Annotated in this window: 17 protein-coding genes; 10 read left to right on the top strand and 7 right to left on the bottom strand. The window is 59.1% G+C overall.

Going from position 1 to position 15,681, the window contains the following annotated elements; genetic code table 11:
• The first annotated feature begins 121 nt into the window (after positions 1-121).
• From dnaB to radA, 3 genes are all read left to right on the top strand, one after another.
• Positions 122-1,516, top strand: coding sequence for a replicative DNA helicase (gene dnaB / locus B3Q33_RS08555; protein ID WP_035245003.1), 1,395 nt, complete (start codon positions 122-124; stop codon positions 1,514-1,516).
• An 85-nt stretch (positions 1,517-1,601) separates the two neighbouring features.
• On the top strand, positions 1,602-2,663 hold the full coding sequence (alr, locus tag B3Q33_RS08550; protein WP_273009848.1) for an alanine racemase: 1,062 nt from the start codon (positions 1,602-1,604) through the stop codon (positions 2,661-2,663).
• Positions 2,664-2,880: 217 nt separating this feature from the next.
• On the top strand, positions 2,881-4,248 hold the full coding sequence (radA, locus tag B3Q33_RS08545; protein ID WP_273009846.1) for a DNA repair protein RadA: 1,368 nt from the start codon (positions 2,881-2,883) through the stop codon (positions 4,246-4,248).
• A gap of 167 nt (positions 4,249-4,415) precedes the next feature.
• Here radA and B3Q33_RS08540 read toward each other — a convergent pair whose 3' ends face one another.
• The 5 genes from B3Q33_RS08540 to B3Q33_RS08520 all read right to left on the bottom strand — a co-directional run bounded on the left by B3Q33_RS08540 (position 4,416) and on the right by B3Q33_RS08520 (position 9,162).
• A complete protein-coding gene (locus B3Q33_RS08540) occupies positions 4,416-4,847 on the bottom strand; it encodes a hypothetical protein (protein WP_273009844.1) in 432 nt (143 codons plus the stop codon).
• Between the two features lie 3 nt (positions 4,848-4,850).
• The gene (locus tag B3Q33_RS08535; RefSeq protein ID WP_035244997.1) at positions 4,851-5,645 is read right to left on the bottom strand and encodes a DUF547 domain-containing protein; all 795 of its coding nucleotides are present in this window, start codon (positions 5,643-5,645) and stop codon (positions 4,851-4,853) included.
• Between the two features lie 78 nt (positions 5,646-5,723).
• Entirely contained in the window at positions 5,724-7,868 is a 2,145-nt protein-coding gene (gene lpdA / locus B3Q33_RS08530) for a dihydrolipoyl dehydrogenase (protein WP_035244996.1), read from the bottom strand.
• 18 nt (positions 7,869-7,886) lie between these two features.
• Positions 7,887-8,024, bottom strand: a complete 138-nt coding sequence (locus B3Q33_RS08525; protein ID WP_156964813.1) for a hypothetical protein — start codon at positions 8,022-8,024, stop codon at positions 7,887-7,889.
• Positions 8,025-8,118: 94 nt separating this feature from the next.
• Entirely contained in the window at positions 8,119-9,162 is a 1,044-nt protein-coding gene (locus B3Q33_RS08520; RefSeq protein ID WP_273009841.1) for a methyltransferase domain-containing protein, read from the bottom strand.
• Positions 9,163-9,338: 176 nt separating this feature from the next.
• On the opposite strand from B3Q33_RS08520, the gene B3Q33_RS08515 reads away from it, so the two are divergent.
• From B3Q33_RS08515 to B3Q33_RS08485, 7 genes are all read left to right on the top strand, one after another.
• The gene (locus B3Q33_RS08515) at positions 9,339-10,142 is read left to right on the top strand and encodes a phosphate ABC transporter substrate-binding protein (protein WP_273009839.1); all 804 of its coding nucleotides are present in this window, start codon (positions 9,339-9,341) and stop codon (positions 10,140-10,142) included.
• Positions 10,111-10,971 carry a phosphate ABC transporter permease subunit PstC gene (gene pstC, locus B3Q33_RS08510; protein ID WP_273009838.1) on the top strand — a complete coding sequence of 287 codons (861 nt, stop codon included), beginning with the start codon at positions 10,111-10,113 and terminating at the stop codon, positions 10,969-10,971. The genes B3Q33_RS08515 and pstC overlap by 32 nt, the downstream gene beginning before the upstream one ends.
• Complete coding sequence (gene pstA, locus B3Q33_RS08505) at positions 10,958-11,788, top strand: phosphate ABC transporter permease PstA (RefSeq protein ID WP_035244992.1); 831 nt, start codon at positions 10,958-10,960, stop codon at positions 11,786-11,788. Before pstC ends, pstA begins: the two co-directional genes overlap by 14 nt.
• The gene (locus B3Q33_RS08500) at positions 11,788-12,552 is read left to right on the top strand and encodes a phosphate ABC transporter ATP-binding protein (RefSeq protein WP_035244991.1); all 765 of its coding nucleotides are present in this window, start codon (positions 11,788-11,790) and stop codon (positions 12,550-12,552) included. Before pstA ends, B3Q33_RS08500 begins: the two co-directional genes overlap by 1 nt.
• 37 nt (positions 12,553-12,589) lie before the next feature.
• The gene (locus B3Q33_RS08495; protein WP_273009836.1) at positions 12,590-13,876 is read left to right on the top strand and encodes a lipase/acyltransferase domain-containing protein; all 1,287 of its coding nucleotides are present in this window, start codon (positions 12,590-12,592) and stop codon (positions 13,874-13,876) included.
• A gap of 66 nt (positions 13,877-13,942) precedes the next feature.
• Positions 13,943-14,305: a glutaredoxin family protein gene (locus B3Q33_RS08490; protein ID WP_273009834.1), complete on the top strand. Its 363-nt coding sequence runs from the start codon at positions 13,943-13,945 to the stop codon at positions 14,303-14,305.
• Positions 14,306-14,386: 81 nt separating this feature from the next.
• The gene (locus B3Q33_RS08485) at positions 14,387-14,803 is read left to right on the top strand and encodes a hypothetical protein (RefSeq protein ID WP_052042458.1); all 417 of its coding nucleotides are present in this window, start codon (positions 14,387-14,389) and stop codon (positions 14,801-14,803) included.
• 35 nt (positions 14,804-14,838) lie between these two features.
• Here the strand turns inward: B3Q33_RS08485 and B3Q33_RS08480 are convergent, their stop codons facing one another.
• Positions 14,839-15,075: a zf-HC2 domain-containing protein gene (locus B3Q33_RS08480; protein ID WP_035244989.1), complete on the bottom strand. Its 237-nt coding sequence runs from the start codon at positions 15,073-15,075 to the stop codon at positions 14,839-14,841.
• A complete protein-coding gene (locus B3Q33_RS08475; protein ID WP_035244988.1) occupies positions 15,069-15,680 on the bottom strand; it encodes an RNA polymerase sigma factor in 612 nt (203 codons plus the stop codon). The genes B3Q33_RS08480 and B3Q33_RS08475 overlap by 7 nt, the downstream gene beginning before the upstream one ends.
• Between the last annotated feature and the right edge of the window lies 1 nt (position 15,681).

Below are 15,681 nucleotides of genomic sequence, written 5' to 3'. Positions count from 1 at the left end.
TTTCAGGGTTGCTGGCCGCGTTCAGGGCGTTGGCGCGGAGAGACGTTTAGAATAGCGCTTTCGCCCCCTGTCGCGTTGCAACTTTTAACTTTCAACTTTCTCCTCTTATGTTGGTTGCCCCATGAATGATGCCCTGTCGCTGGATAAACACCTGCCGGAAAACCTCCGGGTCCCCCCCAATTCCCTGGAGGCGGAACAGGCCATTCTGGGTGGCTTGTTGCTGAATAACAGCGCCTGGGATGACGTCGCCGAGCGGATCAGCACGGAAGATTTCTATCGCAAGGAGCATCGCCAGATCTTTTCCGTCATCGGGCAACTGGTGGAAGAGGAAAAGCCCTGTGACCTGGTCACCGTGTCTCAGGCGCTGACTCATCTGGACCAGTTGGACGATGTGGGCGGCATGAACTATCTGTCCGAACTGGCTCGCAATACGCCCAGTGCTGCCAATATCAACGCCTACGCGGATATCGTGCGCGAGCGCAGCATCCTGCGGCAGTTGATCCATGTGTCCCAGGATGTCACCAAGAACGCCTTCACCCCCCAGGGCCGAAAATCCCTGGAGATTCTTGATGAAGCGGAATCGGCGATTTTCCGCATTGCCGAACAGCAGAAGAAAGGGGCGGGCCCGCTGGACATCAAAACCGTGCTGAAAAAGGCGGTGGACCGCATTGATGAGCTCTACAAGCACAAGGGCTCGCTGACCGGTCTGACCACCGGTTTCGAGGAGCTGGACAAGATCACCTCAGGCCTGCAGCCCTCCGACATGGTGGTGATTGCTGCGCGTCCTTCCATGGGTAAAACCACCTTTGCCATGAACCTGTGCGAGAACGTGGCCATCAAGAACGGCAAGCCGGTGCTGGTGTTCTCCATGGAAATGCCCGCCGATGCCATCGTCATGCGGATGCTCTCGTCCCTGGGCAGAATCAATCAGAGTTCGATTCGCTCCGGTAACCTGGACAAGGATGATTGGCCGCGCATTACCTCCGCCATTCATATGCTCAGTGAGCAGAAGATTTTCATCGACGACACCGCGGCCCTGAGCCCGCTGGAAATGCGTGCCCGGGCGCGCCGGGTTGCCCGGGAATGCGGCGGTGAGCTGGGCCTGATCATGGTCGATTATCTGCAGCTCATGCAGGTGCCCGGCGTGGAAAACCGGGTCAACGAAATCTCCGAGATTTCCCGTAATCTGAAGGGGCTGGCGAAGGAAATGAACTGCCCGGTACTGGCGCTTTCCCAGCTCAACCGCTCCCTGGAACAACGCCCCAACAAACGCCCGGTGATGTCCGACCTGCGCGAATCCGGGGCGATTGAACAGGATGCGGATCTGATCGTGTTCCTCTACCGCGATGAGGTCTATAACAAGGAAACCAACGAAAAAGGCGTGGCGGAAATCATCCTCGGCAAGCACCGGAACGGTCCCATCGGCACCGTGCGCCTGGCGTTCCGGGGTGAATTCCTGCGCTTCGATGACCTGGCACCGGAATACTATGCCCAGTTGTCGGCCATGGACGAGTGATTGAGTTGCAAGTTTCAAGAGGTAAATTGCAAGGGAGTGCTCTGGTGTGCCGGCGTGAGGCATGGTGGCGTGGGAGTGTCTCTCAATGAGAGGAACCCGTATCGAAATCCGTCCCGGGGCGCTCAGGAACAATGCGCGGCGAGCCAGGATTCTGGCAGACGGTGCCGAGGTGTTTGCCATGATCAAGGCCGACGGCTACGGCCATGGTCTGACACTGGCTGCGGATGCCCTGGCTGGAGAGGTGGATGGCTTCGGGGTGGCGGTGCTGGAAGAAGCCCGGGCCCTGCGTGATCATGGCATCAGTGCACCGATTCTGGTGGCGGAAGGTTTTTTTGATCGCGAAGAGCTGGAGCAGGCCAGGGCCTTGTCTCTGGAGATGGTCGTGCATTCCCCCTGGCAGGTCGCCCTGTTGCAAGACAACCCCGGCCCGCTGCGCCTCTGGCTGAAGCTGAATACCGGCATGAACCGGCTGGGGCTGCGTCCTGACATTGCCCTGGAAGCCGCCGAGCAGTTGGCCGCTGCGAGCATGAACCCGGTGGGGGTGATGAGCCATTTTGCCTGCGCCGACGAAGCCGATGAGGGTCGTACTGATCCCCAGATGGCGCTGGCCGGTGAAGTGGCAGATCGCCTGGGTTTGCCTCTCTCGGCGGCCAATTCGGCGGCCCTGATCCGCTACCCCCATACCCGTGCCCAACGGGTACGGCCGGGCATTATGCTGTATGGGTCGTCACCCTTCGACTGGCAGAGTGCCGCGCAGCTGGATCTGGCGGTAAGCCACCGTTTCAGTGCCCGCCTGATCGCCATTAATGAGATCCAGCCGGGTGACACAGTGGGTTACGGCGCCACCTGGACCGCCACCCGTCCCGGTCGCATCGGCGTGGTGGCCGCCGGATATGGTGATGGTTACCCGCGTCATGCCCCCAGCGGCACTCCCGCCGCCGTTAATGGCCAGCTCACGATGTTGGTGGGGCGTGTCTCCATGGATATGCTGACCATTGACCTGCATGGCATTGAGGCCGATATCGGTGATGAGGTAGAGCTGTGGGGCGACCACGTGGACGTGGACAAGGTCGCCCGCGCCTGCGGCACCATCAGCTATGAACTGTTCTGCCAGATCACCGGTCGGCCGGAACGCGTCATCGTTTGATTCGCACAGTCGGTATCATGCGAAGCCGCTGTAGGAGCGCCGATTGAGGCGCGAAAACCAAGTGCGATTTCACCACAGAGAACACAGAGCTCTCAGAGAAAACCGGCTTATCCTCAGTTGTCTTTGTGTCCTCTGTGGTAAAAAACTCTTCCCTTCAGGCCTGGATTCGCGCCTCAAGCGGCTATAGTAGAGAGTAATACATAAAAAGGATTTTTTTGTGGCCAAGAAAAAAACTGCCTTTGTCTGCACCGATTGTGGCGCTGATTTCCCCAAGTGGCAGGGGCAATGCCCCGCCTGTGGCGCCTGGAACACCCTGCAGGAATTCGTTCATGATCCGGCCACGCCCATGTCCAAGGGCGCAGGTAGCCGTGACGGCTTTTCCGGGCAATTGTCCGAGGTGCAGAACCTTGGCGAGATCGTGCTGGCGGAAACCCCGCGCATCAGTTCCAGCATGGGCGAGCTGGACCGGGTGCTGGGCGGAGGCCTGGTGCCGGGCTCGGCGATCCTGATTGGCGGGCACCCCGGTGCCGGCAAATCCACCTTGTTGCTGCAAATGCTGTGCAAGCTGGCGGCCACCCAGAAGTGCCTTTATATCACCGGTGAAGAATCCCTCTCCCAGGTGGCCATGCGCGCTGACCGGCTCAAGCTGCCCAAGGAGCAGCTGCGGCTGGCGGCGGAAACCGATGTGGAGCAAATACTGGATCTGGTTCGCAAGGAGCAGCCCCGGGTGCTGGTGGTCGATTCCATTCAGGTCATGTTCCTTGCTGCCCTGCAGTCCGCCCCGGGCAGTGTGGCCCAGGTGCGCGAGTGTGCGGCGGCGTTGACCCGGTTTGCCAAGCAGACCGGCACCGTGCTGTTGCTGGTGGGCCATGTCACCAAGGATGGCACCCTGGCTGGCCCCAAGGTGCTGGAGCATATGATCGACTGCTCACTGATGCTGGAAGGTTCCACGGATTCACGTTTTCGCACCTTACGTGGGCTGAAAAACCGTTTCGGTGCAGTCAACGAGCTAGGTGTGTTTGCCATGACCGGCGAAGGCCTGAAAGAAGTGAAGAACCCCTCAGCCATCTTCCTCAACCGGGCCGACGACATTGCGTCCGGTTCCCTGGTGACGGTGGTCTGGGAGGGTACTCGTCCCTTGCTGGTAGAGCTGCAGGCGCTGGTGGATGCCTCCCACTTCGGCAACCCCCGCCGGGTCTGTGTGGGCCTGGAGGCAAATCGTCTCGCCATGCTGCTGGCGGTGCTGCATCGCCATGGTGGCATCCAGGTAGGCGATCAGGATGTGTTCATGAATGTGGTGGGTGGCGTCAAGGTCACCGAAACCGCCGCCGACCTGGCCCAGGTACTGGCCATCGTCTCCAGCTTTCGCGACCGGGCTCTGGGCCGGGAACTGGTGGTGTTCGGCGAAGTGGGCCTGTCCGGCGAAATCCGCCCGGTGCCCCAGGGCCAGGAGCGTCTCTACGAAGCGGTCAAACACGGCTTCAAGAAAGCTATTGTTCCCAAGGCAAACCTTCCACGACAACTACCGGAAGGGGTGGAGGTGATCGGGGTGAGTACGGTGGGGGAGGCGCTGGAATACCTTTAGTTAATTGATAGTTGAGAATGGATAATTGATAACGTCGCGAGAAATGCCCTCACGACCTAAAACCTATGAGGCCGCGCCCAAAGCATGGGCGCGGCCTCATAAATTTCAGAAAGGGTAATGCCGCATCGCGAGTTATCAATTATCCATTCTCAACTATCAATTGCATTTCACGGGTGGAGCGTCACCCGATCTCCCTGCGCCCAGCACCAGGCATCGACGATGTCGAAGAACAGACTGACGGCGTTGGTCATCACGATGGCCACGGTGAAGGCCCATTGGCTGGCGGTCATGAAGTCGTCGCCCCAGAGGCCGGCGAGTTGGCCGAGCAGGCCCAGCTCCAGGGGGATCCAGGCGAGCAGGTGAACCAGGGACATGTCCTTGTTCATGCCGCCGTGGTGCCACATCAGTGACAGGTTGACTGCCAGAACCAGCAACAGGGCCAGGGCGGTGGCCTGGCCGCTGAAGCTGCTCAGCAGTAACAGGCTGGCGCCGTTCAGGGGCATCAGGATCAGTAGTACCCAGCCTTGCAGCCACAGGGGCAGGTTGCGAAAGGAATGCCAGATGCCCAGCAGGCGATGTGAGGTGGAGTTGCCTTCCATGACTCAGCTCCCGTTGGTTTCACTATTCAGTGACCAGTCATAATCCAGAAATTGAATCTTCAGCCGTTCTGCGTCCAGTGATTTTCGGTGGTTGGCGGGTATCTCCAGCGTATCCGCATACTGCAGAAGGTAATGAGACAGGCTGCCGGCGGCATCGATGAAATCGTCTTCATACCAGTCGAAGATCTTTGAGACTGCCAGATGGGGCGGTTTTTCATTGAAGCGATTGCGCTGCCGGTCGGCCAGAAAGCGGCGGGTGCTGTCGGCCAGTTGCTGTTCCAGCTCCTTGGCCCGATAGGCTTCCGGGCGCAGGGCGGGGCAGCCCACGGAGGCGCAGTTCACAGCAAAATGAATGCGCGGATCCATCAGTGCGGGGTTGCCGCGAATCATGTCGTGCTCAACTTCGTCCAGGGTGCGTGCTTCACCCAGCAGGGTAAAAAAGCGCTGATCCCAGGGGCCGGAGAAGAAGGAGCCGATATCACGGATGGAGTCGGGCAGGGTGTCCTGGCGCAGGACCAGGTCGATGGTGAAGGCATTGTAGGCATTGATCAGAAAGGCAAGCTTCTTATCCCGAGGCCAGCTTTCGAAGTCATCTTTTGATACCTGCGAGAGAGCGCCCAGATATTCGTCGAGTGCTGCCCGATCCTTGCGCAAGCCAGGGTAATCAACACTGGTGGTGACTCCGCCCCGTTGCCATTGCACATGGTTGTCCAGCAATGCATCCCAGCGCTGGTGATCAAAGGCCATCAGCGGGCTGGCAAGTAATAACAGTAGTGGTAGCAGTAGCCGAGCAGCCATGGGGCCTCCAGAGAAATCGATGTGAAAATCTGTTGGCGCCCGGTCTGCAAGACGAGAGCGCCGGATGAAAATGGCAGTCTATCGTCGCCAGTTATGGAAGCGCTCCACCCACCGCAGCACGCCTTCCGGCTTGTGGGCCTTCTTCCATTCACCGGCGGCAAACTTGTTGGCTTCCGCCATGGTCGGGTAAATGTGGATGGTGCCGAGAATTTTGTTCAGACCCAGGCCGTGTTTCATGGCCAACACATATTCGGCGATCAGGTCGCCGGCACCGGCGCCGACGATGGTAACGCCGAGAATCTTGTCGCTGCTCTTGGCGGTAATCACTTTCACGAAGCCGTGATCATTGCTGTCGGCAATGGCCCGATCCAGGTCGTCGATACCATAGCGGGTCACTTCGTAATCCACTCCCTGCTCTTCGGCCTCCTGTTCGTTTAGACCAACGCGAGCCACTTCCGGGTCAGTGAATGTACACCAGGGGATCACACGGTAATCCACGGCGAAGCTTTTCAAGGAACCGAACAGCGCGTTCACTGACGCATACCAGGCCTGATGGGCGGCGGTGTGGGTGAACTGGTAGGGCCCGGCTACGTCGCCACAGGCGTAGATGTTCGGGTAGCGGCTTTGCAGTCGCTCATTGACGGTGACGGTGCCATTGCCGTTGGTGGGCAGGTTGAGCTCATCCAGACCCAGGCCATCGGTATTGGCGCGGCGACCCACTGCCACCAGTACCGCATCGAACACCAGGCGTTTTTCTTCGCCGTTGTGTTCGACATAGAGCACCTTGTCGTCGCCTTCCCGGGCAAAACGCACGGCCTTGTGTTCGGTGAGCACGTCCACGCCATTGTCGCGGAGTGAGGCGGTGACCAGGGCGGCGGCGTCGTCATCTTCGCGGGGCATGATCCGTGGCAGCATTTCCACCTGCATCACCTGGCTGCCCAGGCGAGCGAAGGTCTGGGCCAGCTCGCAGCCAATCGGGCCGCCGCCGAGTACCACCAGCCGTTTGGGTTGATCCTGCAGCTCCCACAAATTATCGGAAGTAAGGATATCCATGTCCTCGATGCCGGGAATGGGTGGCACAAAGGGGCGCGCGCCGGTGGCGATGATGATGCTGCGGGCGGTGAGTGTCTCGATGTTGTCACCGTTGCGAATTTCCACTTCCCAGGGTGAGACCATGCGCGCTTCTCCCTGGCGGCAATCCACCCCCAGTTCCGAGTAGCGTTCCACGGAGTCATGGGGTTCGATTTTTTCGATCACCCGGTGCACCCGGGCCATCAGGTTGCTGAAACGGAAATCGCTACGGATGGCATCGAAGCCGTACTTGTCTGCTTCCTTGTCGTGCCAGGCCAGACGTGCGCTTTTGATTAATGCCTTGGACGGCACGCAACCGGTGTTCAGGCAATCACCGCCCATCTTGTGCTTTTCAATCAGGGTAACCTTGGCTTTGACAGTGGCAGCGATATAGGCGCTGACCAGTCCGGCGGAACCAGCGCCAATGACGATCAGGTTGCGGTCAAAGTGATCGGGTTTCTGCCAGCCGCGATATACCTTGCGGGCCTGGAGTCTGGCCATGATGAATTTGGCAATCCAGGGGAAGATGCCCAGCAATACAAAGGCGCCGATCAGTTCCGGTGACAGCAACCCGCTGGCGCTCTCTATCTGCCCCAGTTGCGTGCCCGCCAGTACATAGACGGCGGTGCCCGCCAGCATGCCCACCTGGCTGACAAAGTAAAAAGTGCGGACCTTGATGGGGGTCAGACCCATGACCAGATTGATGACAAAAAACGGAAAAGCCGGCACCAGACGCAGGGTAAAGAGATAGAACGCCCCGTCTTTCCTGACACCTTCGTTGAGCTTTTTCAGGCGGTCGCCGAAGCGTTGCTGCACCGTATCGTGGAACAGAAACCGGGAAGCGAGAAAGGCCAGGGTGGCCCCCATGGATGAGGCAAAAGACACCAGCAGCAAGGCCACCCAGAAACCGAAAAGAGCGCCGGCGGCCAGTGTCATGATGGCAGCGCCGGGCAGGCTCAGGGCGGTAACCACCACATACATGAGAAAGAAGCCGCCCAGAATCAGTGCCGGATTTTCCTGATACAGGGCATCAAAAGAGGCTTGTTGATTCTTGATGTAATCCAGGCTCAGGTACTGGCCAAGATCGAAGAAGAAGTAGCTGGCGATCAGGGTGGCAAAGACCGCCAGCAGGATGAGTTTGCGAACATTCATGGAAAAGTCCTTGCCGGATTAACCCTGGAAAATCCAGGGTTGGTCGATCAGGGTCCAAAGCGAGCACTGCTCCTGCTCGCCAGGAGAATAAGCCGTGCCCGCCAGGGTAAGGCTGCTAAATGCCAGTAATGCCAGCACGATCATGGCCCGTTGCATTATCTTCTCCTGGTGACCGGATGCAGCAATAGGATGCGTGTCGAGAACCGGTGTTACACCGCGAGTCGATAACAGCAGGCGTTACGTCGGCGTCTCAGCAGCAGGGAGCGGCGCCGTTGCTGGCATCGTTCTCTTCAAAGGGAACGTTCAGTCCGCACCCTTCAAAGATGCCGTAATGAGTATCGAAGTTCCCGATAAAGGTGAAATGCTCGGCGAAGCGGCTTTTCTCCAGCATCAGCCAGGTGTTACCGCAGACCGGAAACACCTTGCCGGTTTCAATCACATGGTGATCATCCAGCATGAGCGCATGGGGATGCTGGTCCACGGTGCCCTGATAGATCACCGCCTGGCCGTAGTCTTCGCAGGCCGGTTCCAGGCCTTCGATATTGAACAAACGGTAGGTGGCGGAATAAAAACGTTGTTGGCCGAGTCGTGCTTCGATATCCGGGTTTTCGATGGTCAGCCGGCGGGATTCCACCAGGCGGGGATCGGCAAAGCCGTTCTGCTTGGCCAGGTTGATAAAATCATTCCAGTACAGGGCACCAGCCAGACATTCACCGTACAGCACCGGGTCGTTGAGGAGCGGTTGGGGTACGCGACGATCGGCATATACATCGGAGAAAAAGAATTCGCCACCGGGTTTCAGCAGGCGTTTCACGTCACGTATTACCTTGGGCTTGTCGGTGCTGAGATTGATCACGCAGTTGGAAATAACAATGTCGAAATAGCCCTCTTGCAGATCCAGCTGATCCAGCTCTTCGATATACCCTTTCAGAAAGCGCACATTGCTTTTCGCGTAGCCGAACACGTCCCGGTGGTAGTCCTGATGACGTCTGGCTACCTCCAGCTGCTCGTCGGTCATGTCCACGCCTACCACTTCGCCCTGTTCGCCGACCAGGGCGGACAACAGATAGACGTCGCGCCCGGAGCCGGAGCCCAGGTCGAGAATACGCATGCCCTTCAATTGCTGGGGGGCCACCAGACCACAGCCGTAGTAGCGCATGACCACTTCATCATGGAGCTGCGCAAGGAGGGGTTTCAGATAGGCCGGCGGCTCCTGGTCACAGCAGGCGTTGGTCTGCAGATCGTCACTGGAGTGCAGCTGTTGGCCGTAGTAGTTCTGTACCTCTTCACGCATTGTTGATCCTCTGGTGGTGGCTTCGGTGTAACGTGGTTTCACTGCGTACGGTTTAGCGCAATGAAGTAAAGATGCCATCTTTGTGTTCAGGTTACACCGGTGAGCGGCCGTTACTGTAATTATTGCGTCAAGATGGCATCCAAGACGGCAGTAAAAAGTGAAAACAAGGACAACAGATGCAACGGAAAAGATGGAGCGCATTATTTCTCGCGCTGGCAATGGCGGGCTGTCAGCCGGCAACGGACAAGTTGGTGATTACCGGTTCCAGCACCATCGCGCCGCTGATGGCGGAGCTGGCTGAACGTTATGAGGCACAAACCGGGGTGCAGGTGGATGTGCAGAGCGGCGGTTCCGGTCGCGGCATCAGCGATGTGCGCCAGGGGCTGGCGGATCTGGGCATGGTCAGCCGTGCGCTGAAGCAGGACGAGCAGGACCTGACCGGTCATGTGATCGCCCGTGATGGCATCGCGCTGATTGTGCACGCAGAGAATCCGGTGGCGCCGCTTACCCGGGACCAGGTGATCGATATCTACACCGGAAAGCTGGACAGCTGGTCGCTGCTGGGTGGCGCAGATCGGCCCATTACTGTGGTGCACAAGGCCGACGGGCGATCGACGCAGGAGCTTTTTCTTGAGCACTTTGGCCTGGATGGCGATCAGATCCGGGCGGACCTGGTGATTGGTGAAAACCAGCAGGGGATCAAGGCGGTCGCCGGTGACCCGTATGCCATTGGCTATGTCTCCATCGGTACGGCGGTTTATGAGGCGGACCATGGTGTACCGCTGCGGTTGTTGCCGCTGCAGGGTGTGCCGGCCAGCCTGGCGACGCTGGATCAAGGCGATTACCCGTTAAGCCGCGAACTGAACCTGGTCAGCCAGGGAGAGCTACAGGCCCAGGCACAGGCGCTGCTGGATTTCATCTCCGACCCGGCGCAGGCCGAGATATACCATGCTTACTACTTTCTCCCCGCCACGCGCTGACCGGCTGCTGAGCTGGGCGCTCAGACTGGCCGGCGCGATGGCCGTGCTGGTGCTCGGCGGTATCGTGCTGGTACTGCTGATCCAGTCCGCGCCGTTTCTGTTTGATCATGGTAGTGGCCTGTGGCGCAACGACTGGCAACCCGGTCAGGCCCGTTATGGCATGGCGGCCATGGTGGCCGGCTCCATCGTGGTGAGTGTGCTGGCGCTGCTGATGGCCGGGCCGTTGGCGGTATTGTTGGCCGCCTGGTTACGATATTTCGCCCCTGTACTGCGCCGGCCGACGCTGGCGCTGGTGGAGTTGATGGCTGGGATTCCCTCGGTGGTTTATGGCCTGTGGGGGATGCTGGTTCTGGTGCCCTGGATTAACCAGTGGGCACCGCCGGGGGCCTCCTGGCTGGCGGCATCGCTGGTATTGGCCCTGATGATTTTGCCGCTGGCATTGCTGGTCACCGATACGGCCCTGGACCAGTTGCCCGCTCGCTACCTGCAGGCCGGGCAGGCGTTGTCCCTGTCCCGGGTGGGCATGCTCCGCCGGATCCTGTTGCCCCAGGCCGGGCCATCCATAGTCAGTGGGTTGGTGCTGCAATTCGGTCGTGCCCTCGGGGAAACCATGGCGGTATTGATGGTGGCGGGTAATGTGGTGCAGTGGCCAACCTCCCTGTTCGACCCGGTACGGACGTTGACTGCCAATATCGCCCTGGAAATGGCCTATGCTACTGGCGACCATCGAGTGGCACTGTTTGCCAGCGGGCTGTTGCTGTTACTGGTTACCGCGCTGCTGTTGTTGCTGAGCTGGCGGTTGCGGGGAGAAAAGCATGCGCTGGCCTGATCGTCTGGCGGCAGTGACCGGTGCATTGCTGCTGCTGGCGGTGCTTGTGCCCATGGGCCTGATGCTGTGGTCGCTGATGGCGCAAGGCAGCAGTGTGTTATCCGTCGATTTTCTGTTTGAGGATCCGAGTCAGGCTGGCCGTGCCGGTGGTATCGCGTCGTTGATGATCAGCACTGGCTGGATTCTGGCGGTGTGTCTGCTGGTGGCCGTGCCGCTGGGGCTTGGCTGCGCACTGTATCTGAGTGAACAGGTGCCAGCGGGCACCCGCCGCGCCCAATGGCTGGGTGGCGTGCTGGATATGCTGGCGGCAGTGCCCTCCATTGTTTACGGCCTGTTCGGCTACCAGTTTTTTGCCATCAGTCTGGGGCTGGGGTTTTCCATTCTCAGTGGCGGTCTGGCATTGGCGCTGATGGTGTTGCCGCTGATGATTCGTAGTGCAGAGCAGGCCCTGCGGGCGGTGCCGCTGTCCTATCGGCAGGCCGGTGAGGCGCTCTCGATCAGTCGTTGGGGCTGGGTAAGACGCATCCTTGTACCGCAGGCCGCGCCGGGGATTGCGGTGGGGATTATTCTCAGCATCGGTCGGGCACTGGCTGAAACCGCCGTGCTGTTGTTCACCGCCGGCTATGTGTTGCGGCGGCCGGATTCGGTTATGGATTCCGGTCGTGCCCTGAGCGTGCATATCTACGATCTGGCCATGAACGTGCCCGGTGGTATGCCCCGGGCCGCGGCCACCGGCCTGGTGCTGGTGGCCATATTGGTGATACTGAATCTGCTGGTGCGGCGCTGGCTGCGTCCGGCTCAAGGAGTGTTGTACTGATGATGCCCCCTTCGTTGGAACTACAAGGCGTGTGTGTGCATTACGGCAACCAGGCAGCGATTGAACATGCCAGCCTGACCGTGGGTGGTGGTGAGTTGATGGCACTGGTCGGCCCCAGTGGCTGTGGCAAAAGCAGCCTGCTGGGCAGTATCAACCGCATGACCGACAGCATTCCCGGATGTCGGGTCAGTGGTCGTGTATTGCTGGGAGATGAGGTTATTTCTGCCCGCCGCGATCCGGCAACGTTGCGCCGCCAGATCGGTATGGTGTTTCAGCAGCCCAATCCCTTCCCGTTGTCGATCATCGATAATCTGCGTTTCCCCCTCTCTGAACACGGCGTGCCTCGTCGCGATCGTGATGCCCTTGCTGAACAGGCCCTGCGGGCAGTGGGGCTGTGGGAGGAGGTGAAAGGGCGGTTGAATCAGTCGGCCCTGGGGCTGTCCGGCGGTCAGCAGCAGCGCCTTTGTATTGCCCGGGCGTTGGTGCTGGAGCCGCAGGTGCTGTTGCTGGACGAGCCCTGTTCCGCACTGGACCCGGTGTCCTCAAAGGTGGTGGAGGAGCTGATTGTCTCTCTGAAAGGCCGTTATACCCTGCTGATGGTCACCCATAATCTGGCGCAAGCCCGGCGTATTGCTGACAGCGTGACGGTGTGTTGGGTCGAAGCGGGGTGTGGTTGCGTGGTGGAATCCAACGGCTGCCGTCAGGTGTTCGAACACCCCAGCCACCCGATCACCGCCGCCTATTGTGCCGGGGAGGCGGGTTAGTGACATGTGGCGGCTAGGGTTGTTGGTCGGGCTCATCATGGCTGGTTGCTCAGAGCCGCAACCGGATCTGCACTGGCTTTACGGTGAGGCACGGGAAGCCCGGGTGCCTCCACCGCTGATTGTGGTGCCGGGGGTCATGGGCAGCCGGCTGGTGGCGACGGACAGCGGCAAAGAGGTCTGGCCGGGTGGGCTCGGGCGGCTGTTGTTTTCTGACTATGCGGATCTGGCCTTGCCATTGTCGGGTGACCCTCAGGAGTCAGAGTGGCAGGTGGCCGGGTTCTTTGATGGTGTAGCAGGTCAGGATTTCTATGGTCGCATTGTGCGCACCCTGGAAGAGGCGGCGGGTTACCAGCGTACCGAACCCGGAAGCCCGATTGATGAACCTGTGGCTCGCTACTACGAGTTTGATTACGACTGGCGACAGGACAACGTGGCCACTGCCCGTCACCTGCATGCTCTGATCGAACAGATTCGTCGAGACCATGATGATCCCGCCCTGAAAGTAGATGTGATTGCCCACTCCATGGGTGGCCTGGCGCTACGTTATTACCTGCGTTATGGCACCGTGGATGTGCTGGAAAGCAACGATTTTCCTGTCAACGGCGTGGGCGCCGAGCGGATTCATCGGCTGATCCTGTTGGGTACCCCGAATCTTGGCTCGATTACCGCCATGACCTCGTTGCTGGAAGGGCAGAGAGTAGGGTTGCGTCGGGTGCCGGCGGAGGTGATGTTGTCGTTCCCTTCCGTCTATCAACTGATGCCCCATGCTCTGACGCCCTGGCTGGTGACGGAAACCGGTCAGCCTTTATCCCGTGACCAGTTTGATGCCTATATCTGGAAACGTTTTCAGATCGGACCCTGGGATCCGGCGTTGGCGAAGCGGATAGAGCCGCAGCACCTTGAGTCCCTGCAGCAGGCCAGTCAACGTTACCTGGAAAGAGCCCGTCGGTTCTCCTGGTCTTTGACGGTGCCGGCGGGTGAGGCAGACATTTACCAGCTTGGCGGCGATTGCCATCCCTCTCCCAGCCGTTTTCTGGTGGAGGAGGTTAACGGGACGTCACATCTGCGGCTGTGGCCTGAGGACATTGCGGACCGAAAGCCGGGCCGGGACTATCAGCGCTGGATGTTGGAGCCGGGGGATGGTGTGGTCACCAAGTCCTCGTTGTTGGCGCGTAATGTATTGAACCCGGCCTTGCCGCGTCACCCCCATATTCACTTTCCTGCACGCAGTGCTTTTTTTCTTTGTGAGCAACATGATGGTCTCACCGGCAATGTGAATTTTCAGGACAACTTGCTCCATCTTCTGCTCAGCATCGATCATTGATGTGAATCAGCCTGTGTCGTTTTTGCGCCAAGGGGGGGGGGCGGTAATTAAAAGGAGGAAAAGGGAATGAAAAGACTGGTGACAAAGTGGAAGCGCTGGTTTCAGGGCTCGGATTCGCCGGCGCTAGGGCGCTCTCCCGCACAGCAGCGAACACTGGATCAGGCCGGTGAAAACCTGACATTGTTCTTTTTTCCCTCCTGCCCATTTTGTCGAAAGGTATTGCGTGAGATTGAGCACATGCAGCTGACCATCGAGTGTCGCAATATTCGGCAGGATGTAGGTGCCCGTGATGCCCTGAAGGCGGGAGGTGGGCGCACCACCGTGCCCTGTCTGCTTATTAGCGAGGGCGAGCAAGTCCAGTGGCTGTATGAATCGTCTGATATCGTCAGGTTCTTGCGTGCCTGGTCGGCATCGGTGTTGTCTGGCTGATACATCTTCCTATTGCCAGGGTGTAACAACCCAGGTTGCCGGGCGTCTCTCTTGTTCAATAACAATGTACCGGGGACCATTATGAATCGTATCAATGACATCTGGCGTTCGTTGCGTAGCTTGCCGCTGTGGGTGCAAATCTGGGTGGTAGGGATTCTTGTGCCGGTGAATGGTTTGCCATTTTTTCTGCTCGATACCCGGGTAGGGTTAGCTGCCAGTCTGGCGGCGCTGTTCGTAGTAGTGACCAATGTGCCGCTGATGTGGATTTACAAAGGCATGAACAAGGTGTTGTCGATCCCGCACTTGATTGCCTGGGGGCCGCTACAAATCTATCTGTTGATGCTGCTGGCTGATAGCGGCTTCCGTGCCGAAGCGGGAGCCCTGGAGTTGGGGTTGGCGGTGCTGCTGCTGGTGGTCAATGGCATCAGCCTGGCCTTTGATGTGATGGACAGTGCCAAGTGGGTGGCAGGAGACCGGGCAACACCGGGGCTAACATAACGGTGAGGCTTTGACTAAGTAAAACAGCAGGGGGATCAGGGCTGATCTTGTGGTGTATCCAGCTTTTTCAGAATGTCCTCAATCGCTGCCTCTTCCAGAGGTTGCTTGTCCCGTGGCAAAAAGCCAAGCAGGGCGCGAAGCTGGCGCACATAGCGCCGGCAATGGTGGCACATCATCAGATGCAAGCGCAGAGCAAGGCGCTCGCGAAGGCTGATCGGACTGCCATCTACCAGTGCGTCCGCTTTTTCAACGAGGTGTTGGCATTTCAGCATTCGCCTGTCTCCTGGAAGTGATCCACCATTTCGAATAAACGGGCCCTTGCTCGGTGAAGCAATACCCGCACATTCGATGCACTGATTTCCAGCATGTTACAGACATCCTCTGCGGGCAGGCCTTGCATATCACGCAGCTCCAGCACCAGGCGCTGACTGTCAGGCATGAAGTGCAGGTGCTTTTCCATACAGTGGCGCAGTTCTTCGCGGGTCAGCAGGTTGTCAGGGCTGGATAGTTCCCAGTGTTGCGGTGGGTGCTGCCAGTGGCCATCACCGTGAAAGCGATGCGCCAGTGCGTCAGGGTCGTTGGTGGGATCAAACTGAACTTCCCGGCCGCGTTTTCTGATCATCATTTTCGCCTGGTTGATCACGATGCGCGTCAGCCAGGTGCGCAACAGGCTGCGGCCCTCGAATTTTGCGATCGCTCTATGGGCGGCTATCCAGGCATCCTGTACGGCCTCTTCGGCATCTGCCGGGCTGAGTAAGGTGCGGGCGGTGGCCAGCAGCATGTTGTGATGGCCTTTGACGAGTTTGCCAAAGGCGGCCCGGTCTCCCTGGCGGAGCTGTTCGATGAATTGGGGATCTTCCAGCTGAATATCGGCCATT

The sequence above is a fragment of the Alcanivorax sp. UBA3183 genome (assembly GCF_002364155.1).
In the GTDB taxonomy this organism is placed as follows: Bacteria; Pseudomonadota; Gammaproteobacteria; order Pseudomonadales; family Alcanivoracaceae; genus Alcanivorax; species Alcanivorax jadensis.
This window is presented reverse-complemented; position numbering and strand designations above follow the sequence as displayed.

Bases quoted from the DNA above. Each gene is read 5' to 3' on its own strand.
- B3Q33_RS08520 (WP_273009841.1), bottom strand. From the start codon at position 9,162: ATGCGTGAAGAGGTACAGAACTACTACGGCCAACAGCTGCACTCCAGT.
- pstC (WP_273009838.1), top strand. From the start codon at position 10,111: ATGCTTACTACTTTCTCCCCGCCACGCGCTGACCGGCTGCTGAGCTGG.
- B3Q33_RS08495 (WP_273009836.1), top strand. From the start codon at position 12,590: ATGGCTGGTTGCTCAGAGCCGCAACCGGATCTGCACTGGCTTTACGGT.
- B3Q33_RS08535 (WP_035244997.1), bottom strand. From the start codon at position 5,645: ATGGCTGCTCGGCTACTGCTACCACTACTGTTATTACTTGCCAGCCCG.
- B3Q33_RS08480 (WP_035244989.1), bottom strand. From the start codon at position 15,075: ATGCTGAAATGCCAACACCTCGTTGAAAAAGCGGACGCACTGGTAGAT.
- B3Q33_RS08485 (WP_052042458.1), top strand. From the start codon at position 14,387: ATGAATCGTATCAATGACATCTGGCGTTCGTTGCGTAGCTTGCCGCTG.
- lpdA (WP_035244996.1), bottom strand. From the start codon at position 7,868: ATGAATGTTCGCAAACTCATCCTGCTGGCGGTCTTTGCCACCCTGATC.
- B3Q33_RS08475 (WP_035244988.1), bottom strand. From the start codon at position 15,680: ATGGCCGATATTCAGCTGGAAGATCCCCAATTCATCGAACAGCTCCGC.
- B3Q33_RS08515 (WP_273009839.1), top strand. From the start codon at position 9,339: ATGCAACGGAAAAGATGGAGCGCATTATTTCTCGCGCTGGCAATGGCG.
- B3Q33_RS08490 (WP_273009834.1), top strand. From the start codon at position 13,943: ATGAAAAGACTGGTGACAAAGTGGAAGCGCTGGTTTCAGGGCTCGGAT.
- alr (WP_273009848.1), top strand. From the start codon at position 1,602: ATGAGAGGAACCCGTATCGAAATCCGTCCCGGGGCGCTCAGGAACAAT.
- B3Q33_RS08525 (WP_156964813.1), bottom strand. From the start codon at position 8,024: ATGCAACGGGCCATGATCGTGCTGGCATTACTGGCATTTAGCAGCCTT.
- B3Q33_RS08500 (WP_035244991.1), top strand. From the start codon at position 11,788: ATGATGCCCCCTTCGTTGGAACTACAAGGCGTGTGTGTGCATTACGGC.
- dnaB (WP_035245003.1), top strand. From the start codon at position 122: ATGAATGATGCCCTGTCGCTGGATAAACACCTGCCGGAAAACCTCCGG.
- B3Q33_RS08540 (WP_273009844.1), bottom strand. From the start codon at position 4,847: ATGGAAGGCAACTCCACCTCACATCGCCTGCTGGGCATCTGGCATTCC.
- pstA (WP_035244992.1), top strand. From the start codon at position 10,958: ATGCGCTGGCCTGATCGTCTGGCGGCAGTGACCGGTGCATTGCTGCTG.